Here is a 23,338-nt window from a genome sequence, read left to right as displayed (position 1 = left end):
ATTATTCCCCTGCCTTTCTGGTGTTGAGATAGAAGGCCTCCACCTGAGCTTCTTCCTTGCTCATACCCTTTTCCTCACAGTGGGCAATAGCCCGGAGCATCCGCTCATAGTCATAAGGGAGGATTTTTTTGAAAAGGGGGAGGACCTCTTCAAAGCGGGACAGGATATCCTTAGCCTTAGGTGAACCGGTGGCATCGGCATGGGCCTGGATTAGGGTGCGAAGCTCAGCGGCGTCATGAGGTTCGGTGACCGGCTCCATGGATACCAGTCCTTTGTTCAAGCGCAGGTAGAGATCCCGGTGCTCATCCAATACATAGGCCACACCGCCGCTCATGCCGGCAGCAAAATTCTTACCTGTGGAGCCCAGGACTACCACCCGGCCGCCAGTCATATATTCGCAGCCATGATCGCCCACGCCTTCCACCACAGCTGTAGCACCGGAATTGCGCACACAGAATCGCTCTCCGGCCACACCATTGAGATAAGCTGTACCGCTGGTGGCGCCATACAAAGCCACATTGCCTACCAGAATGTTTTCTGCCGGGTCGAAGATACTGCCCTCAGGAGGATAGACTACAATCGAGCCTCCGGAGAGCCCCTTGCCCAAATAGTCGTTGGCGTCCCCCTCCAGCTCCAGGGTCAGGCCCTTTGGCAAGAAGGCACCGAAGGATTGGCCGCCACCGCCGGTGCACTTGATTGTAAATGTGTTATCTGGTAGGGAATTGCCATGTATCCGGGTCAGGTCAGAACCCAGAATAGTCCCCAAGGCCCGATCAATACTGGAGACGGCAAGCTCCAGCCGACGCGGCTCGCCCCGTTCCAAGGCAGAGCCCAGCTGCTTCTCCAGAAAACGCAGATCTACCGTTTCTTCCAGTTTGAAGTCGTAGACATCCGCCGGGTCATAGTGGGTCTTGACACCGGGAGTTGCAGCCGGAGTATGCAGTAGGGCGGAGAGATCCACCGAAGCGGCCCGCTCGTTGACAGCAGGGGAGCGGAGAGTGAGCAGATCGGTACGACCCACCAGCTCGTCCACCGTGCGTACGCCCAATTTGGCCATGTGTTCCCGCAGTTCCTGAGCAATGAAGCGCATAAAGTTGACCACATACTCCGGTTTGCCGCAGAAGCGCTTGCGCAGCTCCGGGTTTTGGGTGGCCACACCCACAGGGCAAGTGTCCAGATTGCACACCCGCATCATGACACAGCCCAGAGTTACCAGAGGGGCGGTAGCAAAGCCGAATTCTTCAGCACCCAGCATACAGGCGATAGCCACGTCACGGCCGCTCATCAGTTTTCCGTCGGTCTCCACCACCACACGGGAGCGCAGGCCGTTTTGAATCAGAGTCTGGTGCGCTTCCGCCAGGCCCAGCTCCCAGGGCAGTCCTGCATGGTGGATGGAGGTGCGTGGAGCCGCACCGGTACCGCCGTCATAGCCGGAGATGAGCACCACCTGGGCCCCCGCCTTAGCCACACCAGCGGCAATGGTGCCTACGCCAGCCTCGCTCACCAGCTTGACTGAAATGCGAGCCTTCCGGTTGGCGCATTTTAGATCGTAGATGAGCTGAGACAGGTCCTCGATGGAGTAGATGTCGTGGTGAGGCGGGGGAGAGATGAGCGTGACACCTGGGGTGGCGTGGCGGCATTTAGCGATCCAGGGGTATACTTTGCCGGCGGGCAAGTGGCCGCCCTCACCAGGTTTGGCACCTTGGGCCATTTTGATCTGGATTTCCTTAGCGCTTACCAGATATTCGCTGGTGACGCCGAACCGGCCGGAAGCAACCTGTTTGATGGCAGAGTTCCGGGCAGGATCCTTCAGACGGTCGGGCTCTTCACCGCCTTCGCCGGAGTTGGATTTGCCCCCTAACAGGTTCATGGCTTGAGCCAGACACTCATGAGCTTCCCGGGAGATAGAGCCGTAGCTCATAGCTCCGGTTTTAAAACGTTTGACGATGGAATCCACGCTCTCCACTTGGTCCATGGGGATGGGTTGGGCAGCATACTTCATGTCCAGCAGGCCACGAAGCGTATGGGGACGGGTCTCGTCGTCCACCCGGGCGGTATACTGCTTGAACAGCTCATAGTTCCCTTGGCGGGTGGCCAACTGGAGCAGGTGGATGGTCTGGGGATCATAAAGGTGATCTTCGCCGCCGGCGCGGGCTTTGTGGCGCCCAAGGCTATCCAGTTCCAGATCAGTATCCAGCCCCAGAGGGTCAAAAGCCTTGGCATGATTGCGATCCACCGCGGCGGCCATCTGTTCCAGGCCAATGCCGCCAACCCGGGAGACGGTATTGGTAAAGTATTTGTCAATCACATCCTGACGGATACCTACCGCCTCAAAGATCTGGGCGGACTGGTAGGATTGGAGGGTTGAGATACCCATCTTTGAGGCAATCTTTACAATTCCATGGAGAATAGCGGCATTATAGTCGTTTACCGCCGTATGGAAGTCTTTATCCAATAGACCCTCTTCGATAAGCTCTACAATCGTTTCTTCCGCCAAATATGGGTTCACCGCTCGGGCGCCATAGCCCAATAGGGCAGCAAAGTGGTGTACATCCCGAGGTTCGGCGGATTCCAACAGGATGGAAACAGCGGTGCGTTTCTTCGTTCGGATCAAATGCTGCTCCATGGCGGAGACCGCCAGAAGAGAGGGAATGGCCACATGATTTTCATCCACCCCCCGGTCAGAGAGTACGATCACATTGGCGCCTTCACGCCAAGCCCGGTCTACCGCTACTGCCAGCTGGTCCAGTGCCCGATCCAGAGGAGTGTTGGTATAGTAAAGCAGGGAAACGGTAGCCACATGGAAACCGGGGTGATCCATGGCTTTGATCTTCATCATGTCGGTAGAGGTCAGAATGGGATTATGAATCTGGAGAACCCGACAGTTTTCCGGCTTTTCCTCCAGCAGGTTGCCGTCGTCGCCCACATAGACAGTGGTATCGGTAACAACCTCCTCCCGGATGGCATCCATGGGTGGGTTGGTCACCTGGGCAAAGAGCTGCTGAAAATAGTGGAACAAGGGCCGGTCCTGATTGTCCAGCACAGCCAATGGAATGTCAGCGCCCATGGCAGCGGTTGGCTCGGCCCCAGTACGGGCCATGGGCAGAATGGTGTCGTGTACGTCCTCATAAGTGTAACCGAAGGCCTTTTGCAGTCGGTGGAGCTGTTCTTTGTCGTGGTGTTCCACACGCTTGTTTGGAATAGGCAGGTCAGCCAGGTGGAGCAGGTTGCTGTCCAGCCACTCGCCATAGGGTTGCCGGGCGGCATAGGATTCCTTGAGGTCTCCATCTTCTATGATTTGTCCCTGATTCAGATCCACCAACAGCATACGGCCAGGGCGGAGACGGGATTTTCGCGCAATCTGCTCTGCCGGAAGATCCAGTACCCCCACTTCGGAAGAGAGGATAAGCCGATCATCTGTCGTGACATAATAGCGGGAGGGACGCAGGCCGTTGCGATCCAGCACGGCACCTACTATATCGCCATCGGAGAAGAGAATAGCTGCTGGGCCGTCCCAGGGCTCCATCAGGGTGGCGTAATATTGATATAGGTCACGACGGGTGCGGGAGATCGTCTTGTCGCCCATCCAAGGCTCCGGAATGCAGGCCATCACCGCCAGCGGCAGTTCCATGCCTGCCATCATCAGAAATTCCAGGGTGTTATCCAACATTGCAGAATCCGAACCAGAGGCAGATACCACCGGAAGTACCTTGGACATGTTGTCACCCAGGGCCTGGGAGGACATGGTTTCCTCCCGCGCCAGCATCCGGTCTACATTGCCACGGATGGTGTTGATCTCGCCGTTGTGGGCCATAAGCCGGTTGGGATGGGCACGCTCCCAGGAGGGGTTTGTGTTCGTAGAGAAGCGGGAGTGGACCAGCGCCAAAGCGGACTGGTAATCCGGGCTTTGGAGATCAGGATAGAAGGCCCGCAGCTGATGGACCAGAAACATCCCCTTGTAGACAATGGTGCGGCTGGAGAGGGAGGGAACATAGGTATCCCCGCAGGATTGCTCAAATACCCGGCGGGCCACATAGAGTTTCCGGTCAAAATCCAGACCGGGAGGAGTACCATCCGGACGCTGAACAAACCCTTGTTCAATATACGGCATTTTCTCCCGAGCTCGCTGCCCAAGAATCTCGGGACATACCGGAACCGTTCTCCAGCCAAGAAAGACCATGCCTTCTTTTTCAATCACCAGTTCAAAAAGTTTTTTTGCCTGATTGCGCCGGAGGGAGTCCTGCGGGAAAAAGAACATCCCTACGCCATAATCCCGGGGGCCGGGCAGAGAGAAACCAACTGCCTGGGAGAAAAAGGAGTGGGATACCTGTACCAGAATACCCACGCCATCCCCCGTCTCACCCCGGGCATCCTTTCCGGCTCGGTGCTCCAGCTTCTCCACAATCTTCAGCGCGTCATCTACAGTCTGGTGGCTGGGACGGCCGTGAATATCCACCACAGCCCCAATGCCGCAGGCATCGTGCTCAAAACAGGGCCGATACAGTCCCTGCTGCGCTTGTGTCCTCATGTGTGCATCTCCTCTCCGGATGGTTAATAAAAAAGGCGGCAGCCACGTCCCGGACTGCCGCCGCGAGACCACCTCGTCTCCTGTTATCTTATCCCAATTCTGCTCCGTCCAATACCAACTGAGCAGTCTGGACCAGTTTGGACCTGCTGTCCATACTTGTTTTTTGTAAAAAGCGGTGCGCTTGTTCTTCTGTCATACCATTTCGGTCCATCAGCAACCGTTTCGCTTGCCGGATGACCTCCTCAGCCTCCTGGGACCGGCTGGGGCGCACAAAGCGCTCCAGCCGGTGGCTGATCTGTGTCAACATCCGAACAGATGCCACCAAATCCCCTTTGGATACCGGTGCGGTCAGACGGAAGATATCATCGTTCTGAATTAGTTCCAGTCGATCCTGGGGGGCAAGCACCAGCATGGCACAGAACAGCGGAAGGTCCTCAAACAAATTTTCCGCCGACTGGTCAGACAGTTTATATCCGCATACCACTGTTGTGATATGGAGTTTACGTACCGTCCGGCGCACCTGGTCGGCTGATTTGCAGACAATGCAGGAGATGGCGCCGGAAGCTTCCAGGATCTCCTTGACCCGCCAAAGGCTCTTTTGATTTTCAAAGGCCACGATCACCTGTTCCATTCCAGATTCCCTCCCAACCGCGATGCCGGGCCACCCCGGCTCTTAATAGTTGATGATATACTTGTCGCGCTCCCAGGAGGAGACACGGGTACGGAACTCATCCCATTCCTTTTTCTTGCCTTCAATGTAGTTGGCAGCCACATGTTCGCCCAAAGTGTCCAGGATCAGTTGGTCACTTTCCAACGCGGCAATAGCCTCCTCCAAAGAACCAGGCAGAGAATCAATACCCTTGGCTTTCCGGGTTTCCTGGTCCATAGCAAAGATATTCTCGGTCACCTCAGCAGGAGGGGTCATGCCCTTTTCAATACCGTCCAGACCGGCGGCCAGGCAAACAGCCAACTCCAGGTAGGGGTTGCAGGCGGGGTCGGGGGAACGGAGCTCCACACGGGTAGACTGTCCACGGGCAGCAGGAATTCGGATAAGAGCAGAGCGGTTGGAGGCCGACCAGGCCAGATAGCAGGGAGCCTCATACCCGGGCACCAGGCGCTTGTAGGAGTTAACCAGCGGGTTGGTAACCGCCGCCATGCCCTTCACGTGATGCAGCAGGCCAGCAATAAAGCTGTAGGCCTCCCGGGACAGCCCCTTCTCGCCGTCAGCATCATAGAACACGTTCTTGCCGCCCCGGAAGAGAGACATATTGGTGTGCATACCGGAACCGTTGATGCCAAAGATGGGCTTGGGCATAAACGTGGCGTGCAGGCCATTCTTCTGCGCCAGGGTCTTGACCGCCAGTTTGAAGGTCATGATGTTATCCGCGGTACGAAGAGCCTCGGCATATTTAAAATCGATTTCATGCTGGCCCTGAGCCACCTCGTGGTGACTGGCTTCAATCTCGAATCCCATCTGCTCCAGGGCCATACAGATCTCCCGGCGGGTCCCCTCACCGTGGTCCAGTGGGCCCAGATCAAAGTAACCAGCCTCGTCATTGGTCTTAATGGTGGGCTTACCCTCATCATCGGTCTGGAACAGGAAGAACTCCGCCTCAGGCCCAACATTAAACGCATCATAGCCCATGTCCTGAGCCTTCTTGAGTACCCGCTTCAGGACGTAACGGGGATCGCCCACAAAGGGAGTGCCATCAGGATTGTATACATCGCAGATCAGGCGGGCCACCTTCCCATGACTGGGACGCCAGGGAAATACGGCGAAAGAGTCCAGATCGGGATAGAGATACTGATCAGACTCATCAATACGGACAAAACCTTCGATGGAGGAGCCGTCAAACATAATCTGGTTGTTGACCGCCTTCTCGATCTGAGAAGCGGTGATGGCCACATTTTTCAACTGGCCGAAAATATCTGTAAACTGGAGGCGGATAAATTCAATATCCTCTTCTTTTACCCGGCGAATGATTTCTTCCTTCGTATACGACATTGCAAGCAGCTCCTTTCTGTCCTTCAAACAAAAAAGGACAAAGAGATTCCGGCCAGACTGGCGGGGAACCTCTTTGTCCTCGACTATGGGCGAAAGTATACCCGTTTACCCGCCAAGTGTCAAGAGGTTTTGAGGAAATTAAGCTAATTTCTTTTGCAGAGCAAAAACAAGACTGCATTCTGTATCGCTCATTATGCAAGAATTACAAGAAACTCATGCATATCGAAGCGCGTAATATAGACCTTCGTTGCGTTATTTTGTGGAAAAAACAGACAAATAGCCAGTGGTATGGGGTGCGGGTTTATCCGCAATGCCGAAGTTGCGAATATCGACTTGACATCAGCAGGGAGGAGGACTAAACTCTGAATAAGCAAAGGCGCTGCCGGGATCTTACCGGCGGCGCCTATTTTGCTTGCTGCAGCAGAGAATACCAACCATATATCCGCACAAGGACGTGCCCGCCGGCAGATCACCGGCAGGTACGTCTTTTTGATACGGAGGAGGAGAGAAGCTATGGATTTATCGATTTGGTACCTGATGGGTGCAATTTTGGTCTTTTTCATGCAGTGTGGCTTTGCCATGGTGGAAACCGGTTTTACAAGAGCGAAAAATGCCGGCAATATCATCATGAAGAACCTCATGGACTTCTGCATCGGCACAGCGGTGTTTGTCCTGTTGGGCTATGGCATTATGAATAGTGAAAACTATTTCTTCGGACTGATTGGCATGCCGGAGTATCAGATGTTTACTGATTTTTACGCCTTTGACTGGTCCAACTTTTTCTTCCAGCTGGTGTTCTGCGCCACGGCAGCTACGATTGTATCCGGCGCCATGGCTGAGCGCACCAAGTTTTTGGCTTATTGCATATATTCCGGCGTAATCAGCGCCGTGATTTATCCCATTGAAGCTGGCTGGGTTTGGAATGGTCAGGGCTGGCTGGCCCAGTTGGGCTATGTGGATTTTGCTGGTTCTTCGGTCATCCATATGGTAGGCGGGTTAACTGCACTGGTAGGCGCCTGGATGCTGGGGCCCAGACTGGGCAAATACACCAAGCAGCCGGATGGGAAGATCAAAGTTAATGCGATCCCGGGCCACTCTTTGACCCTTGGGGCATTGGGGTGTTTTATCCTCTGGTTCTGCTGGTATGGGTTTAATGGGGCTGCAGCTTCGGATACGGCTCAGCTGGCTCAAATTTTGGGCAATACCACTTTGGCTCCTGCCGTGGCCACAATATGCTGTATGCTCTTTACTTGGGTACGTAGTGGAAAACCCGATGTGTCCATGTGTCTCAATGCCTCACTGGCTGGTCTGGTTGGTATTACGGCACCCTGTGCTACAGTAGATGCCCTGGGTGCTATTATCATTGGTGCGGTAGATGGTATTTTGGTGGTCCTGGTAGTGGAGCTGCTGGACTTTAAGCTCCATGTGGATGACCCGGTCGGTGCAGTAGCGGTCCACTGCGCCAATGGTATTTGGGGCACGCTGGCCGACGGACTATTCAATACCTCCAGCGGTCTGTTCTATGGCGGCGGTCTGGCCCATCTGTGCATTCAGTGCTTAGGTGTAGTGGTCATCGGTGCTTATACTGTGGTGACTATGTTCATCGTGTTTAAGATTATCGATAAAACCATTGGACTGCGGGTATCTCCAGAGGAGGAGATCATGGGGCTGGATATTACCGAGCATGCACTGGCCTCCGCCTATGCTGACTTCCTGCCTGCCGCACCCGGTACTATCGGTGAAGAATGTGGCACATCGGTCGACCTTACGCATCTGACGCCGGTGGTGCTGGACGACAGCCATTCGATTAAGCACACCGAAAGCGGCATGACCAAGATCAGCATTATCTGCCGGGAAGAACGTTTCTCGGTCCTGCGAGATGCTATGGCGTCTATTGGTGTAACCGGCATGACCGTCAGCCGTGTAATGGGCTGCGGCGCCCAGATGGGTAAAGTGGGGCAGTACCGCGGAGTAAAAATGAGCATGCATTTGCTGCCCAAGCTGCAGGTGGATATCGTGGTGGCAAAAGTAGATCCAGCTCTGGTAGTGGCTGCTGCAGAACGGGCATTGTGCACTGGTACCCAGGGAGATGGCAAGATCTTTGTCTGTCCTGTGGAACATGCGGTGAAGATTCGCACCGGCGAGTTGGATTATGACGCCCTTCAGGATGACAACTGAAGGTTCTCTTGACAAAACTGCGGCAGGCGCTTATAATGGCGGGGTCAGCAGTAAAGGCGCTGTGGCATTGGGCCACAGCGCCTTTTTTCTGTTTTTAATCCGGTTCAGGGAGGAATCATTATGCCTATCCATGAGGAATGTGGTATATTCGGAATTTATGATCCGCAGGGCAACTGTGCCCGTACTGTTTATTATGGCCTGTACGCTCTTCAACATCGGGGACAGGAATCCTGCGGGATTGCAGCAATCAACAATCGTGAACTCTCTTTTCACAAGGATGTAGGCCTGGTGGGTGAGGTCTTTGACCCGGAAACGCTGAACCGGCTCAATGGCACCATGGCGGTGGGCCATGTGCGGTATGCCACTACCGGCGGTACTCAGAGAGAAAACGCACAGCCGCTCACACTCAATTATGTAAAAGGCACACTTGCGGTAGCGCACAACGGAAATTTGGTCAATACCAAGCAGCTGCGTACCACGTTTGAATATCGAGGGGCTATTTTTCAGACTACCACGGATTCTGAGCTCATTGCCTATGCCATCGCTCAGGAGCGTCTGCGCTGTGATTCAGTGGAGGAGGCAGTCTGTCAAGCGGTGAAGGGCCTGCGCGGGGCTTACTCTTTGTTGGTCATGTCTCCGCAGAAGCTTATCGCAGTCCGTGACCCCTGGGGATTCCGCCCATTGTGCATGGGACGTAGGGGAGACGCCGTAATATTTGCTTCGGAGAGCTGTGCGCTTAACGCAGTGGGTGCGCAGTTTGAACGGGAAGTGGAGCCCGGTGAAATCGTAGTTGTGGAAGGGGGAACCGTTACCTCTATTCGTGAAAACTGCGAAAGCGCCACCAGCCATATGTGTATTTTTGAATACATCTATTTTGCGCGACCTGACTCGGTGATCTGTGGTCAATCCGTCCATGAAGCCAGACGCCGTGCTGGTCGCCTGCTAGCTAAGGCCTATCCAGTAGAAGCAGACGTAGTTATCGGTGTGCCTGATTCCGGACTGGACGCCGCCATGGGATATGCCGAGGAGGCTGGGATCCCTTATGGTATAGGGCTGATAAAAAACAGGTACATCGGCCGCACGTTTATCACACCAGGCCAGCAGAGCCGGGAACAGGCAGTACGCATCAAACTTGGGCCATTGAAAAGCTGTGTGGACGGCAAACGGGTTATTATGATTGACGACTCTATCGTCCGCGGCACGACATCCAGGCAGATCGTCTCATTGCTAAGAGAGGCCGGAGCGTGTGAGGTACATATGCGTTCTTCTGCGCCGCCTTTCATTGCTCCCTGTTTCTTCGGAACCGATATTCCGGATAAAGAAAATCTGATTGCCTGCCGCTATTCTGTGGAAGAGATCCGAGAGCTGATCGGTGCGGACAGTCTCGGCTTTTTGAGTCTGGAGGATCTGCACAAAATCGCGCCAGACGCCACCTGTGGCTTTTGCGATGGATGCTTTACCGGTCGCTATCCTATCAGCGTATAAGCGTCATAATACATCTTGCGGTTCCATACACTCTGTTCAGGGAGTGTGACCGCAATGGATAATTCCGTCAAAGCTATGATTCCCTTGAAACGTGAGATCATGTTACAGATCAACGAGCGCCTTTACCTGCAAAAAAAAATCTCACTGGATCAATATCAGCACGCAAAACAACAAATCTTGATTTGGAATGCACATAACCGTACATAACGCAAAGGACAAGATCTCACCTATGGGATCTTGTCCTTTCTATATAAATATGGTATAATTTTTTAAAAGATAGGGGTGGATATGTATGAATCAAAGAAAAAAGATTCTGCTGTTTCCCGCTATTCTCTTATTGATAGTCTTCTTTCTTCTATTCTATCAACATCAGAATAGATTTGAAGCTAAGGTTGTACAACGTGTCCCCTCTGGTTTTATACAAATCGATGAATTGACGGAAAACTTTGAGGGGGATCGGCAATATGTTTTTTGGGAAAGTCAGGTTGCTATATTAGATACAAGTGGGGAATGCGTTTATCAGACCAGTGTAAAAAACGACCACTTTATTGTGAAATACAAAGGAGATTACTATATCAACCAAGATATGCTGATGTAGATAACACTGTGGAAGCGTTCGTCTGCACCCGATTACAGGGTGCAGACGATTTTTTTAGCATGGATAAGCTCTCCCTGTATTATGATAACAGTGTATGAAACAAAGAAAAGAGGTGCATCATGGATCTCTACGAAATGCGTAGTGCCCTAAACCAGGGAAAAAGCATCTATGACTTGAACCTGCGCGTAACTTTTTATGCCCGTGTATCCACTGAAAAGGAAGAGCAGCTTCATTCCCTGGCTGCTCAGGTCCAGTATTATACGGATTATATTATCAAATGCCCTTCCTGGACCCTGGTGGACGGCTATGTGGACGAGGGCATCAGCGGCACCAGTGCCGGAAAACGCGAGAGCTTTCTGAAGATGGTGGGAGATGCAAAACACGGAAAGTTTGATTTTATTGTCACCAAGGAGATCTCCCGCTTTTCCCGCAACACTCTGGACAGCATCCGCTATACCCAGGAATTGCTGCAATGCGGGGTAGGAGTACTATTCCAGTCAGACAACATTAACACTCTGATGCCAGATGCAGAATTGCGCCTGACCATCATGTCTTCCATTGCCCAAGACGAAGTGCGGAAAATTTCCGAGCGGGTAAAATTTGGCTTTCGGCGAGCCATTGAATCCGGTGTCGTGCTGGGCAACAGTAAGATCTGGGGATATGAAAAGCAGGATGGAAAACTGGTAATCCAGGAACAGGAAGCGGAACTGGTGCGTCTGATATTCGATCTTTATGCCAACCGTCAGATGGGTATCCGTGCCATTGCGGGACATCTGACTGACCTGGGGTATCAGAATACCAGAGGACGCCCCTTTTCCTTCAGTACCATCCGCGGAATTTTATCTAACCCAAAGTACAAAGGCTATTACTGCGGGGGAAAAAGCTGTAAGTATGATTATAAGCTCAGCCAGCGCAAATATCTGGAGCCAGCAGATTGGGTCATGTATAAAGATGAGCAATCTGTTCCACCCATTGTATCAGAAGAATTGTGGGACAGAGCCAACCAATTGCTGAGCGCACGCGCACAAGCCAGGCGCTCTCCCGAACATAGTGGTTACCAAAACAGATACCCATACAGCGGGAAAATCATTTGCGCCAGACATCATATACCTTATTATCATGCAGTCCGGTCTTCCAAATCTGGCAGCCGGGAACTCTGGCAGTGTCAGGAGTATGCGCGAAAGGGGAGAAGCGGCTGCACCTCGCCTGCTTTATACACTTCAGAGCTAGATGATATAATTCGTCAAACATTAGATGCCCTCCCTCTGTCCAAGGCCGAACTGGCTATGGAATTGATGCAGATTTATGCCAGCACAGACCATAGTGCCAAACGAAATGCCAGTATCGCCAAATGCAAAGCCGCAATGGATGTGCTCCACCGTCGTAAAGATAGACTTCTGGACCTGAATATAGAGGGACGGATTTCCGATCAGGAATTTGCTTTACGTAATGAGCGTTTCAATCAGGAAATTGAGGCATGGAGCGCACAGCAGAGCGCACTGGAAGAATCGAGCTGCCTGGAGAGTGACGTGCTGTCTGGGGATGCACTGCAACAGGCTATCCTGTACGAGATGGACTTTGCCCATGGATTTGAAGCTGGTGTGCTTTTTGAACTCCTGGACCGGATTGAAGTCTCTCCAGCTCAGTCCCCCTATGTTGCTTGTGCCAAAGTGATGGTAAAGCCAGTCCACCAGAGCCAGGAATATCTGGTCCGACGTAGATCAGGTAAATCTTCCGTTTGTTCCATACAATACATATGATACGGGCAGATATCGAGACCGAGGTATCTCCTATTGTAGGCAATGAGAAACAGTCGGAAGAGATGGTCAATTTCCTGTTGCAGGAGTTTGAAGGGGATACCAAAGCCATTTGGCAATCCAACATTTTTGGTAAGTCGTTCCATGAACTGGTCAGCGAGGATCTCAACGGTAAGTTAAAACGCATGCCGGAAGATGCCAGAGCTAAGCTTCAGGAAACTTTGCAGCGCATCATCAACGAAGGCTCAGGCGGACTGATCTGTATTATTTTGTAAGCACGAAAGAAATCGAAATATCTATTGAAAAAATATGGGGAATAGGATATACTACCAATATCCTAGATATTTGGAGGTATTCCCCCATGGCTCAGATTACAAAAGACACTATCATCGGCGATATTCTGGACATCGCTCCGGAAACGGCCCCTCTGTTTCTGTCCATTGGTATGCACTGCCTGGGTTGCCCGTCTTCCCGCGGTGAGACGGTGGAGCAGGCCTGCATGGTCCACGGTGTGGATGTAAACGACCTGCTGGCTAAGCTTAATGCCAGCATCGGCGTTGCAGAGTAAGTAATCAGCAAAAAGGGCGGCCCGTGGCCGCCCTTTTTTGTTTAAAGAGGTGACAGAATATGAAGCCGATCGCGCTAACCCCTCGTTTGCTGGCCGTGGCGGAGCTAGTGTCCGCTGGTACACGCTTTGCAGATATTGGCACGGATCACGCCTATCTTCCGGTATGGCTACTACAGCACGGAGTGATTGACCATGCTCTGGTCACAGACTTACGTCAGGGACCACTGGAGCGGGCTCGGATGACCGCCGAAAAATACGGACAAACACAGCATATGGACTTTCGTTTGTGTGACGGTCTGGAGGCGGTTCACCCATATGAAGCCGAGACTATCGCGATTGCCGGCATGGGCGGAGAAACCATAGCATCCATTCTTTCCGCCGCACCCTGGACCAAAGCACAGTCCTGCCAGTTGTTGCTACAGCCCATGAGCGCACAGCCTGAGTTGCGCCGCTGGTTACAGAAAAACAGCTATACGATCGAGCGGGAAATTCTTGTACGGGAAGGCCGCACAATCTACACCATATTTCTCGTCTGTCCCGGTCCAATGCCGGAACTGACCGCCGGAGAACTTTGGGCTGGCCGGCAGCAAAGCGGTGAGGCGTCCCCTCTACGTATGGAATATCTAACGCGCCTTCTGAAACAGGTGGAGCACGCAGTCTCTGGACTTCAGAAATCTAGCCGCTCTGAGGATGCTCAGAGGCTGGCAGAATTGGAACAAGTCTATCTGGATCTGCAAAGGATGAAAAAGGAGTGAACAATATGGCAACTGTACGAGAAATCTATGCATACCTGGACGGACAAGCTCCGTTTTCTCTGCAGCTCGGCTTTGACAATGCCGGATTTCTAGTAGGCAGGGGAGACCGGGCCGTAACAACTCTTTTGGTCTCGTTGGACATTACTGAAGAAGTCGTAGCAGAGGCAGTTGAGATTGGAGCACAACTGATCGTTTCCCATCACCCGGTTTTATTCCACCCGGCAAAGTCTATCACCGATCGCGATCCAAACGGCCGCATTTTGCTGGCCTTGACCGAGCAAAAGATTGCTGCTATCTGTGCTCACACCAACTTGGATGCTGTCTTTGGTGGGGTCAACGATGCTTTGGCTCAAAAGTTGGGTCTTATACAGGTGGAACAACTCAAACAGGACGGTGTAGATACTTCAGGGCGCCCCTATGGCATCGGCCGCGTAGGAAACACCAGTGGAGCACCCATGTACGCCCCGGCCTTTGCAGCGTTTGTAAAGCAAACTCTGGGTGCCAATGGAGTACGCTATGTGGACGTCCGCCGTCCGGTACGGCGGGTAGCGGTTGGTGGAGGCGCCTGTGCAGACATGTTGCAGGATGCCCTAGCTATGGGATGTGATACGTTTGTCACTTCCGATGTGAAATATAATGGATTCCTGGATGCCAAAGCGCTCGGTGTCAATCTGATCGATGCAGGCCACTATCCAACAGAGCAGGTTGTAGTCCCAGTCCTGGCCAAATGGCTGTCCGCCGGTTTCCCCACGGTTACAGTCGCCACCACACAGCGGCACAAAGAAGTCTTTTCTTATCTCTGAGGGGTTGTCAAGCTCGGCCAAAAGTGATAAACTATTTCCGCTGATTTTCGACTAAGGAAGGGAACGAGAAGTATGTCAGGACATTCCAAGTGGCATAATATCCAGAAAACGAAGGGCGCCGCCGACGCCAAGCGTTCTCAGATGTTTACCAAAATTGCCCGCGAAATGATTGTGGCTGTCAAAACTGGCGGCAGCGGGGACCCCAATAACAATTCCCGTCTTGCAACTGTCATCGCCAAGGCGAAGGCCGCAAATATGCCCAACGACAATATCAAGCGCACCATTGACAAGGCGCTTGGTTCGGGCAATACCGACAGCTATGAAAATGTTGTATATGAAGGATATGGTCCCTCCGGCGTTGCTGTTATTGTTGATGCTCTGACTGATAACCGCAATCGTACCGCCCCTGAGGTTCGGCATTTGCTGGATAAATACGGTAAAGGTTTGGGCGCCACCGGATGTGTCTCCTGGTCTTTCGACCGTAAAGGCGTTATCATCATTGAGAAAGAGGATCTCGATGAAGACGTCGTAATGATGGATGCTCTGGACGCCGGTGCTGACGACATGCAGGTAGAGGATGAGGTATTTGAGGTCTATACCGATCCCGATGCATTCGGTACAGTGCTGGCCGCTATGGAAGAGAAGGGCTATACTTTTGTCCAGGCCGCCGTGGAGATGGTGCCTCAGAACTATGTCAAGCTGGAAAACGAAGACGACATCAAGAACATGGAAAAGCTCATTGACCTTTTGGAGGACAATGACGACGTTCAGAACGTTTGGCACAACTGGGACCAGGGCTAATTAAAGAAAAGGCGTTCATCCAACCGGCAGAGAACCGGTTGGATGAACGCCTTTTTTGAGGTTACGTCCGGTCAAACGCCGGATTTGTAAAATAGACATTTTTTTGATCCATTTTTTCCTTTGCCAAACGCACCGCTTCACCGAAACGTACAGGATAGAGCGTCTTTCAGATGCGCCACTTGATCTGGATGCAATTCTGTGTAACGCAGATTGTCTCGATCAATAGCTCGACAACACGCCGCTTATCTGAAAAACTCAGTTGATTCCAATCGGCAGGGCAGACACAGTCCTTCTGGTCGTCTCTGCGGGAAAATGTAGTATGGATCCGCTTTTGAAGGGCCGCTTTTTGCTGATCAAGCCGACTGATACGCTGATGAATATAGCGATACATCAGCTCATCCGCGCTGGTAAGCCGTTCCAAAAGAGCCGCAATTTCCTGCTCTACCTTTTTTAATGCAATAGTAGTTTCTGTAAAGATAGGATCTGATCTCATATCCATCGACTGTCGGAGCGACTGAAGTCCTGACAGCTTTTCTAACAGCGCCTCGCGCACCACATCTTCTAGCACTTCCGTATATATGGTACCCGGCCCAGGACATGCTTTAGAGTCCATTCTATGGGAACAGAGTAGATAGCGGTTACGTGTATCGTTATAGTGTTTGTCCACTAGGGCATACCCACACAGTCCACATTTGATTTTTCCTGCCAACCAGGTATTTTTTGCCTTCTGGCGTGGTGCTGCTTTGTTGCCTGCTTGTCTCTTCTGCTGACACTTTAGCCACAATTCGGCTGGTATTAGCCCCTGATGCGGAGCTAATACCAGATATCCCTGTGTATCTGTCTCTGCACCTTTCCCGATCTCCCTACGCCCTTTATAGTAATAACAGCCATTGGTACCGACGAAATCAGAAGGGGGATTTATAATCTGTACACCCTGCTGCTGGAAAAAATGGTATATGGATACATCCGCTTTAACATAAACCGGGCTGCGCAGCATCTCTGCTAATCTAGTGCGTCCCCATGGCTTTCCACGTTTCGTAAGTGCCTGCCCGTTCAGATATTTTGCAATATCACCACAGGAATATTCCGGCTCAGAATAGAGTTCATAAATCTGTCTGATCTGTTCCGCCTCCTCTGGAATGGGCTCATACATAGCTGTTTTAATATGATCAAGGACGGTCGGTACCAGACGATAGCCATAAGGAATCCTTCCCCCCATGTAAAACCGTTTCCGGCTACGTGTAAAATAGGCGTCCGCCACTCTTTTCTGTATGGTCTCCCGTTCCAGCTGCGCAAATACAACACATATGTTCAGCATGGCCCGTCCCATAGGCGATGCAGTATCAAACTTTTCTGTGGTAGAAACAAACTCTACATGGTACTGGCCAAAAATCTCCATCATAGATGCAAAATCCAGAATCGAACGACTAATCCGGTCTAGTTTGTAGACAATGACTCTGCAAATTTGGCCGGCTTTCATGTCTTCCATCATCTGTTGGAACCCTGGCCGCTGTATATTTTTTCCGCTATATCCACGATCTATATAGGTTCGATAAGCACCACCCTTTGTCTCATATTTGCAAAAGTCAATTTGACTCTCGATGGATATACTATCTGATCGTTCCACTGACTGTCTGGCGTAAATAGCATCCACAGGGCATAATTCATTCATATCGAGCAAATACCTCAGCTAAATTCGCTTTAATGCTGCGGCATCGCTCTGCATATTCCTGTTCCGCTAAGAGTGGAATCTTATGCTCTACAATCACTTTATGATGCTTTCCAAGCACTGTGTAAGTTTTGCTCGTATATTCAGGCATCAAAGACATTTTATACTCCTCCTTTCAAAATATCTTTAATACACCCTATGTTTCCGGCGTGCCCAACAGAAGTAAAAAAGTTTTCTCCTACCCATTGACAAGTATATTAGTAGGATATATAATGTGCTACCGCAAGGCAAAGGTTACAATTAAAAGTAAATTTTATAGATGGAGAAAGAAAATGAAACCGAAATTCAGAACAATACCAGTTGCGCTGACCTCTTTGGCACTGATTGGTCAACTCTGTATTCCGAGTGCAGCTCTGGAACGTATCCAGCCCGAACCTCCGCAGGGAGACGTTACAATCACAAGTGTCTTCCCGGACCGTGAATTTCAGGCGTGGCTCCTGGACAGCAAAAATATCAACGGATTTGGTGCAGACGGCATCTTAACCGAAGAAGAGCGTCAAAATATTACTGAGCTAAATCTGTCCGGACTTGGTCTGACCAGTTTGACAGGTCTGTCTGCATTTCCCAATCTTGAAACTCTGAATTGCAGCAACAACAATCTGACGGAGCTGGATCTGTCTGGCAATCCGTCCCTGACCCGCCTGTACTGCTCCTACAATCAGCTGGCTCAGCTGGATTTGTCAAAGAATTCTGAACTGATGTATTTGAGCTGTAGTTATAACCGTATGAAGCAATTGGATCTTACGGGCCATGACAAACTTATTGCTCTCAACTGCGAAATGAATCAGCTTACCAGTCTGAATTTGTCCGGATGTACACAGCTGTTGTCTCTATATTGTCGAAACAATTTACTTACTGAGCTGGATCTCACTGACAATAGTAAGTTGGAGTTTATCGAAACGTTCAGCAACTCTTTGACGTCTATTGATGTACGTCATTTGCAGCAGCTGCGCTTTCTGCATATTGATCATAACAAGCTGACGGAACTGGATATGAGCCAGAATACCAATCTGGAGGGCGGCGGTTTTGTTGCCAGAAATAACTTTGTGGAAAAGATTTTTCTTCCCACACAGCCCGGGCTGACCATTTATCTGGACGACTACGGCGAACAAGACCCCATTAACGGCTACGATCAGGTTGCCTGGTATCTGGATCCATCTTTTACAGAGCCTGCCCCGGAAACAATGGAAGCCCAAGGGCAAACTCTATATAGCCAGCGCATTCCAAACCGCTATACAATCTATTTCTCTGCTAATGGGGGTACCGGTTCCATGCCCGGCATCTCAGCTACATGGGATAGCCCCGTTCAGCTGCCCACCAATACGTTTCGTCGGTATGGCTATACCTTTGTTCAGTGGAGCAGCCTGCCCAATGAGGATTACCTGACCCATCAGGATGAGGAAGAAGTCAGCAATCTGGCTGGTAAAACCACCGACGGTGATCGTATTACACTGTATGCCCGCTGGGCTCCCAACCGATACACTATACAGCTCGATCCCAACGGGGGAGAGGGAGAAGTAAAAACGATCGAAGCCACCTACACACAGTACTTGAATCTTCCCGCTAACGATTTTACCAAAGACGGAAAAGAATTTGCCGGTTGGGCAACCACCCAGAATGGGTACGTTCGTTATCTGGACCAAGCACAGGTTCAGGGCCTTACCGCGCAGGCCGATGGTGTCGTTACATTGTACGCTGTCTGGAAAACTCCTATCAGTGAGCTTCAAAAGCCTTATCTGGAGGAGTTGGAAACTGCTTTTGGTGGATATGAATCGTCCGAATACACCACTCAGGACTGGAATGCACTGGCTGACGCTTACGCTGAAGCTGCAAAGAACATCCGAGCCGCTGAGAATACCAGTTCTATGAGCTCGGCTATGAATGCAGGAATTGAAGCAATGAAGGAAATTCCCAAGATACAGCAGCGTGTAGGCGATGTTACCTCCGCTTGGGAATCGTCAAACGCTCAGGCGTTGTCTTTCCTGCATACTAAGGATCTGAGCGAAGCCAACGCCCAACAGGCAAATGATGCGGCAACGACTGCTTTAAAAACTCTGGAACAGGAACAGCTTGGAGCATTTTGCCCACTGGAAAATCCGGAGGACAAGAGTCTGGTCGTAGGCCAGGCCAGTGTAGAGCTGCAGTCCGTTAGCGATGAGCTGATGAATCTGCAACAGGCTGCGCATTGGCTCGCAGCACTGGATGGCCTCAGCACCCGCACCATGACAGAAGTTCAAGAGGAGCATCTGAGCGACTATCAGAATGCTATTTCCCATTACAACACCTTGGAGTCGAGCATAACGGATTATATAAGCCCGAGTGTACTTCAGGGTCTGCAGGAGCGCTATGAACTGGCAGGGCAGAAAAAGAGCGATATTTTGGCCCTCCAGAATGCATATGATGCACTGGATAAAGAGGAGTACTCTGCCACAGGTCGTGACTCTTTGAAGCAAGAGTTGAACAAAGGTCTGGCCGCAGTCCGCAGTGCTGCCTCGGTAGATCAGGCAGAGCAGGCCCGAAAAACTGCTCTGGAACGTATAAATCAGGTTCCCAAGGCAGATCAGGAGCCAACCACACCGCCTTCTGGTGGTGACGGCGGTAGCACCGGCGGTGGCAGCACCGGTGGCGGAAGCACCGGTGGCGGAAGTACCGGTGGCGGAAGCACCGGCGGCGGCAGCACCGGTGGCGGAAGCACCGGTGGCGGAAGCACCGGCGGCGGAGGTACCATCTCTCCCGAAATTCCCTCAAATAATACAACATCCACGATTAAAGACGAAACGACCGGTGCATATGCCACAGTCACCACAACCAAGGATGGGCACGTAAGCGCTGATGTAACTGTACCGGATGGCATCTCCCATACCGTTATTCGCATTCCGTATTCCGGAAGTGCAGGAACCGTAGCCGTACAGGTCATGGAGGATGGGACCAAACGCACTGTCTTGAATTCGTTCTATCAGGCTGGCATGTTTACCGTGCGGCTGGAACAGTCTGCGCATATTGAGCTCGTGGACGCCAGCAAACAGTTCTCTGATGTTATGGCAGAAGATTGGTATTCTGACTCGGTCCAGTTTGTGGCTAGCCGTGAGCTTTTCTCTGGTATTGGCAAGAATACTTTTGCCCCTGATATGCCCATGGACCGTGCAATGCTTGTCACTGTGCTTTACCGTATGGAGGGTTGTCCTGTCGTTTCTCAAGGCTCTCATTTCCAGGACGTTCCAGATGATATTTGGTATAGTCAGGCAACCATTTGGGCTGCAGAGCAGGGAATCGTCAGCGGTACAGGCACTGGTGTGTTTACACCGGATGCGCCTATAACCCGGGAGAGTCTTGCTGTGATGCTCTATCGCAGTGTTGGCAGTCCTGCACCCACTGCCGAAGAGCAAGAGGCATTGACCCGCTTCCAGGATGGTGCTCAGATCTCCGCCTGGGCTCAGGATGCCATGGCATGGGCTGTTGCTCATGGAATTCTCAACGGAGATACTCAGGGGAACTTGATGCCTAACGGCAACAGCACCAGAGCCGAAGTAGCCACTATGCTGACCCGTTTTATCACTTGGAATACTACTACTAACTAATTGTTTAACCTTACAAAACGGCATGCCGCAAGTTTCCCTGCGGCATGCCGTTTTGTATCCTGTACGGTTTGCTTCGCCAAAGCGCTGGAAATGGACAATCTCACGCTCTCGCAAAAAGCGAATAACATCTGTGACATCCGGGTCATCACTTAAGCGCAAAATATTGTCATATGTCACGCGTGCTTTTTGCTCTGCTGCCATATCTTCCGTCAAATCTGCAATTACGTCGCCCTTTACTCCAATCCCGGCAGCATTCCAGGGCGCGCCAGACGCTGCAGTAGGATAAATTCCTGTAGTATGATCCACAAAATAAGGAGCAAAACCGCTGTCGCAAATCTGTTTTTCTGTCAGGTTGCGGGTAAGTTGATGCACAATTGCACCAATCATCTCCAGATGGCCCAGCTCTTCTGTGCCAATATCAGTTAACAGGCCTTTAAGTTCAGGATAAGGCATTGCATATCGTTGACTCAAATAACGCAGAGAAGCTCCAAGTTCACCATCTGGTCCACCATACTGACTGATAATAAAAGAGGCCAGTTTAGGATTGGTACGGGTAATCCTTACAGGATATTGCAGCTTTTTTTCATAAAGGAACATTAACGCCCACCTTCTTTCTGGATATTCCAGGGCCATGGGTCGCTTAGCCAGGCAGCCCAAGTTTTTGCTGCCGCAGTGGCAGACTGCGTAATTGGGCCATGGTTTGCCTCATAGGTGGCACGCGCCTGCTTTTCCATGGACGCATATTGCTTATATAACTCAAATGCCTCGCTGTCTTCCTGATGTGTGTCCAGGTAAAGCCCTAGTTCCAGCAGGACAAATTCAAGAGCCTGCAGTTCTGCCAATTCTCCACCGAGTGCCTGGACTGTCTCATCCTTGATGCGGAAGGGAAGATTCAGCCCCGGAAAAAGCGTGCCGTTACTCAGCGCATCCTGTTGCGAATAGCGCTTGGAACCAGTTTGCTGAAAAGGAACATAGGGAACCGCTAGTGGGGCACATTCCGGCAATGTACCGCAGTTATCACCGCAAGTGCTGGGACGGTCTGTGTCAGGATACAAGTACATCTCCTCCTAGCATAGATGGATGGAATGAAGAGATCGCTCTTCATTCCATCCTATGCAGAGGGGAGAAAAGCGAAACCGCCCGCATCGGCCCGGAACAGGGCGATGGGGCGGCTATTATAGGGAAAAAGATAATACATGGTGGAAAACGATAAAATTAGCTTGTCAATCAATCCAATTTTACTTTTGCTACAATAACACGCACCGGCTTTACGCCGTTATAGGCCAAGCGCGGCGCATGGAGATCCTGAGGCCATACAATGTAGAAGGTACCAGGAGAAATCGTCAACGTATCCCATTGCGCAGTGAAAAACTGAATGTCTTTCGTGGCATCGTAATCGGCAGCAGGGACCACAGCAGAGTCTGCCGCGGTATACCCCAAAGCTTCTTCACCGGAAACCAGGAACTGAATATCTGCATAGTTCTGGTGGCCTTCCAGCTGGGCATTAGATGCGGGCTTGGTCTCCACATCAAAGCGAGTTGCGTATACATTTTCGCCATCAATACTTACCCGCTGTCCAGGAACTAGGGTATCCGGGTCAATTTGTGCCAGCCACTCCAACGCTGTTTGAAAGCGTGGGCCAAGACCATAGTAGAGAGATGCTCGCTCAATCCTATCCAATACCATTATGGTTCGCCTCCTTATCCTGATAGTCCTTATGGTAACCCGTATACACACAAAAGGCAACCATTATCTCAAAAAATATGATATACTAATCAATAGGGATACCTCATAATCTGTGCAGGTAAGGAGGTGTCTTTTCATGGTACAAAAATCAGGTGGTATAGTCTTGTTGGCCATCTTTGTAATCGGAACTATCTGCTGTCTGATTAGTACCCCTCAAACAATAGTACCTGTATTTTCTTCTGTGCGTAGCCGCGGCAATACATTAGTAATTGATGCCGGACACGGTGGGGAAGACGGGGGAGCCGTGTCACATTCCGGAGTCCCTGAAAGTAGTATTAATCTTGCTATTTCTTTGAAATTGGATCAGCTTCTCGGCTTTTACGGTGAAGTACCTGTCTTACTTCGTTGGGATGACCGCTCACTCCATGACAGTAGTGCCAATACACTGCACGAAAAAAAGGTATCTGATCTGCACAATCGTGTAGAACTGGTCAATTCTATTGAACAGGCCGTACTGCTCAGCATCCATCAAAACACATACCCAGAGAGTAAATATCATGGCGCTCAGGTTTTTTACGGAAAAAAAGAAGGCAGTGATTCATTCGCCTCGCTTACTCAGACTATTCTGTGTAAGACTCTAGACCCGTCAAACACCAGGCAGGCAAAGCCTATTCCTGAATCTGTTTATTTGATGAAACACGTCACATGTACTGCTATTTTAGTGGAGTGTGGTTTCTTATCAAACCCTGAAGAGGATCTGCTCCTACAAACAGAGGACTACCAAAAGAAACTTGCATCTGCTCTGGCTGCATCATGGATACAGTATCTTTGTAGCAACGGAGGGGGAGAGGCAAATTAGAGAAATGA

Annotated in this window: 17 protein-coding genes and 2 pseudogenes; 11 read left to right on the top strand and 8 right to left on the bottom strand. The window is 51.1% G+C overall.

Features of this window, described 5'->3' with window-relative positions:
* Position 1: 1 nt before the first annotated feature.
* From gltB to glnA, 3 genes are all read right to left on the bottom strand, one after another.
* Entirely contained in the window at positions 2–4,528 is a 4,527-nt protein-coding gene (gene gltB / locus WMO45_RS01355; protein WP_349138839.1) for a glutamate synthase large subunit, read from the bottom strand.
* Positions 4,529–4,616: 88 nt separating this feature from the next.
* Positions 4,617–5,159 (bottom strand): ANTAR domain-containing response regulator, encoded by a 543-nt coding sequence (locus WMO45_RS01350; RefSeq protein WP_349138838.1) that lies wholly within the window; start codon positions 5,157–5,159, stop codon positions 4,617–4,619.
* Positions 5,160–5,201: 42 nt separating this feature from the next.
* The gene (glnA, locus tag WMO45_RS01345; RefSeq protein ID WP_349138836.1) at positions 5,202–6,533 is read right to left on the bottom strand and encodes a type I glutamate--ammonia ligase; all 1,332 of its coding nucleotides are present in this window, start codon (positions 6,531–6,533) and stop codon (positions 5,202–5,204) included.
* A 513-nt stretch (positions 6,534–7,046) separates the two neighbouring features.
* Between glnA and WMO45_RS01340 the strand changes: the two genes are divergently transcribed.
* From WMO45_RS01340 to WMO45_RS01300, 9 genes and pseudogenes are all read left to right on the top strand, one after another.
* Positions 7,047–8,711: an ammonium transporter gene (locus WMO45_RS01340; protein WP_349138835.1), complete on the top strand. Its 1,665-nt coding sequence runs from the start codon at positions 7,047–7,049 to the stop codon at positions 8,709–8,711.
* Between the two features lie 120 nt (positions 8,712–8,831).
* Positions 8,832–10,196 carry an amidophosphoribosyltransferase gene (gene purF, locus WMO45_RS01335; RefSeq protein WP_349138833.1) on the top strand — a complete coding sequence of 455 codons (1,365 nt, stop codon included), beginning with the start codon at positions 8,832–8,834 and terminating at the stop codon, positions 10,194–10,196.
* Between the two features lie 292 nt (positions 10,197–10,488).
* A complete protein-coding gene (locus WMO45_RS01330; protein WP_349138831.1) occupies positions 10,489–10,794 on the top strand; it encodes a hypothetical protein in 306 nt (101 codons plus the stop codon).
* Between the two features lie 119 nt (positions 10,795–10,913).
* Positions 10,914–12,554 carry a recombinase family protein gene (locus WMO45_RS01325; protein WP_349138830.1) on the top strand — a complete coding sequence of 547 codons (1,641 nt, stop codon included), beginning with the start codon at positions 10,914–10,916 and terminating at the stop codon, positions 12,552–12,554.
* Positions 12,542–12,826: pseudogene (locus WMO45_RS01320) on the top strand (sporulation stage IV protein A); the annotation flags it as partial. The gene WMO45_RS01325 and the pseudogene WMO45_RS01320, both read left to right, overlap by 13 nt.
* A gap of 86 nt (positions 12,827–12,912) precedes the next feature.
* Positions 12,913–13,119, top strand: coding sequence for a DUF1858 domain-containing protein (locus tag WMO45_RS01315; protein WP_349138829.1), 207 nt, complete (start codon positions 12,913–12,915; stop codon positions 13,117–13,119).
* A 59-nt stretch (positions 13,120–13,178) separates the two neighbouring features.
* Positions 13,179–13,874: a tRNA (adenine(22)-N(1))-methyltransferase gene (locus tag WMO45_RS01310; RefSeq protein WP_349138827.1), complete on the top strand. Its 696-nt coding sequence runs from the start codon at positions 13,179–13,181 to the stop codon at positions 13,872–13,874.
* A 5-nt stretch (positions 13,875–13,879) separates the two neighbouring features.
* Positions 13,880–14,677, top strand: coding sequence for a Nif3-like dinuclear metal center hexameric protein (locus tag WMO45_RS01305; protein WP_349138826.1), 798 nt, complete (start codon positions 13,880–13,882; stop codon positions 14,675–14,677).
* A gap of 72 nt (positions 14,678–14,749) precedes the next feature.
* Positions 14,750–15,478, top strand: coding sequence for a YebC/PmpR family DNA-binding transcriptional regulator (locus tag WMO45_RS01300; protein ID WP_349138825.1), 729 nt, complete (start codon positions 14,750–14,752; stop codon positions 15,476–15,478).
* A gap of 166 nt (positions 15,479–15,644) precedes the next feature.
* On the opposite strand, the gene WMO45_RS01295 is transcribed toward WMO45_RS01300, so the two are convergent.
* The gene (locus WMO45_RS01295) at positions 15,645–17,150 is read right to left on the bottom strand and encodes a recombinase family protein (RefSeq protein WP_349138824.1); all 1,506 of its coding nucleotides are present in this window, start codon (positions 17,148–17,150) and stop codon (positions 15,645–15,647) included.
* Positions 17,143–17,307 carry a hypothetical protein gene (locus tag WMO45_RS01290; protein ID WP_349138823.1) on the bottom strand — a complete coding sequence of 55 codons (165 nt, stop codon included), beginning with the start codon at positions 17,305–17,307 and terminating at the stop codon, positions 17,143–17,145. The genes WMO45_RS01295 and WMO45_RS01290 overlap by 8 nt, the downstream gene beginning before the upstream one ends.
* 172 nt (positions 17,308–17,479) lie before the next feature.
* On the opposite strand from WMO45_RS01290, the gene WMO45_RS01285 reads away from it, so the two are divergent.
* Entirely contained in the window at positions 17,480–20,785 is a 3,306-nt protein-coding gene (locus WMO45_RS01285) for an S-layer homology domain-containing protein (protein ID WP_349138822.1), read from the top strand.
* 63 nt (positions 20,786–20,848) lie between these two features.
* Here the strand turns inward: WMO45_RS01285 and WMO45_RS01280 are convergent.
* The 3 genes and pseudogenes from WMO45_RS01280 to WMO45_RS01270 form a co-directional block, all read right to left on the bottom strand.
* Positions 20,849–21,382, bottom strand: a pseudogene (locus WMO45_RS01280) (manganese catalase family protein); the annotation flags it as partial.
* Positions 21,382–21,840, bottom strand: a complete 459-nt coding sequence (locus WMO45_RS01275) for a spore coat protein CotJB (protein WP_435387674.1) — start codon at positions 21,838–21,840, stop codon at positions 21,382–21,384. The gene WMO45_RS01275 and the pseudogene WMO45_RS01280, both read right to left, overlap by 1 nt.
* Before the next feature lie 172 nt (positions 21,841–22,012).
* Positions 22,013–22,471 carry a NanQ anomerase/TabA/YiaL family protein gene (locus tag WMO45_RS01270; RefSeq protein ID WP_349138819.1) on the bottom strand — a complete coding sequence of 153 codons (459 nt, stop codon included), beginning with the start codon at positions 22,469–22,471 and terminating at the stop codon, positions 22,013–22,015.
* Between the two features lie 136 nt (positions 22,472–22,607).
* On the opposite strand from WMO45_RS01270, the gene WMO45_RS01265 reads away from it, so the two are divergent.
* Positions 22,608–23,330 carry an N-acetylmuramoyl-L-alanine amidase gene (locus WMO45_RS01265; RefSeq protein ID WP_349138818.1) on the top strand — a complete coding sequence of 241 codons (723 nt, stop codon included), beginning with the start codon at positions 22,608–22,610 and terminating at the stop codon, positions 23,328–23,330.
* The last annotated feature ends 8 nt before the right edge of the window (positions 23,331–23,338 follow it).

It is taken from the genome of Flavonifractor hominis, assembly GCF_040095835.1.
Taxonomy (GTDB): domain Bacteria; phylum Bacillota; class Clostridia; order Oscillospirales; family Oscillospiraceae; genus Flavonifractor; species Flavonifractor hominis.
Note: the sequence above shows the minus strand (reverse complement) of the source record. Positions and strands in the feature narration are given on the sequence as shown.

What these genes read in the sequence shown, in the direction of transcription:
- gltB (WP_349138839.1), bottom strand. Translation starts at nt 4,528, where the DNA reads ATGAGGACACAAGCGCAGCAGGGACTGTATCGGCCCTGTTTTGAGCAC.
- WMO45_RS01350 (WP_349138838.1), bottom strand. Translation starts at nt 5,159, where the DNA reads ATGGAACAGGTGATCGTGGCCTTTGAAAATCAAAAGAGCCTTTGGCGG.
- glnA (WP_349138836.1), bottom strand. Translation starts at nt 6,533, where the DNA reads ATGTCGTATACGAAGGAAGAAATCATTCGCCGGGTAAAAGAAGAGGAT.
- WMO45_RS01340 (WP_349138835.1), top strand. Translation starts at nt 7,047, where the DNA reads ATGGATTTATCGATTTGGTACCTGATGGGTGCAATTTTGGTCTTTTTC.
- purF (WP_349138833.1), top strand. Translation starts at nt 8,832, where the DNA reads ATGCCTATCCATGAGGAATGTGGTATATTCGGAATTTATGATCCGCAG.
- WMO45_RS01330 (WP_349138831.1), top strand. Translation starts at nt 10,489, where the DNA reads ATGAATCAAAGAAAAAAGATTCTGCTGTTTCCCGCTATTCTCTTATTG.
- WMO45_RS01325 (WP_349138830.1), top strand. Translation starts at nt 10,914, where the DNA reads ATGGATCTCTACGAAATGCGTAGTGCCCTAAACCAGGGAAAAAGCATC.
- WMO45_RS01315 (WP_349138829.1), top strand. Translation starts at nt 12,913, where the DNA reads ATGGCTCAGATTACAAAAGACACTATCATCGGCGATATTCTGGACATC.
- WMO45_RS01310 (WP_349138827.1), top strand. Translation starts at nt 13,179, where the DNA reads ATGAAGCCGATCGCGCTAACCCCTCGTTTGCTGGCCGTGGCGGAGCTA.
- WMO45_RS01305 (WP_349138826.1), top strand. Translation starts at nt 13,880, where the DNA reads ATGGCAACTGTACGAGAAATCTATGCATACCTGGACGGACAAGCTCCG.
- WMO45_RS01300 (WP_349138825.1), top strand. Translation starts at nt 14,750, where the DNA reads ATGTCAGGACATTCCAAGTGGCATAATATCCAGAAAACGAAGGGCGCC.
- WMO45_RS01295 (WP_349138824.1), bottom strand. Translation starts at nt 17,150, where the DNA reads ATGAATGAATTATGCCCTGTGGATGCTATTTACGCCAGACAGTCAGTG.
- WMO45_RS01290 (WP_349138823.1), bottom strand. Translation starts at nt 17,307, where the DNA reads ATGTCTTTGATGCCTGAATATACGAGCAAAACTTACACAGTGCTTGGA.
- WMO45_RS01285 (WP_349138822.1), top strand. Translation starts at nt 17,480, where the DNA reads ATGAAACCGAAATTCAGAACAATACCAGTTGCGCTGACCTCTTTGGCA.
- WMO45_RS01270 (WP_349138819.1), bottom strand. Translation starts at nt 22,471, where the DNA reads ATGGTATTGGATAGGATTGAGCGAGCATCTCTCTACTATGGTCTTGGC.
- WMO45_RS01265 (WP_349138818.1), top strand. Translation starts at nt 22,608, where the DNA reads ATGGTACAAAAATCAGGTGGTATAGTCTTGTTGGCCATCTTTGTAATC.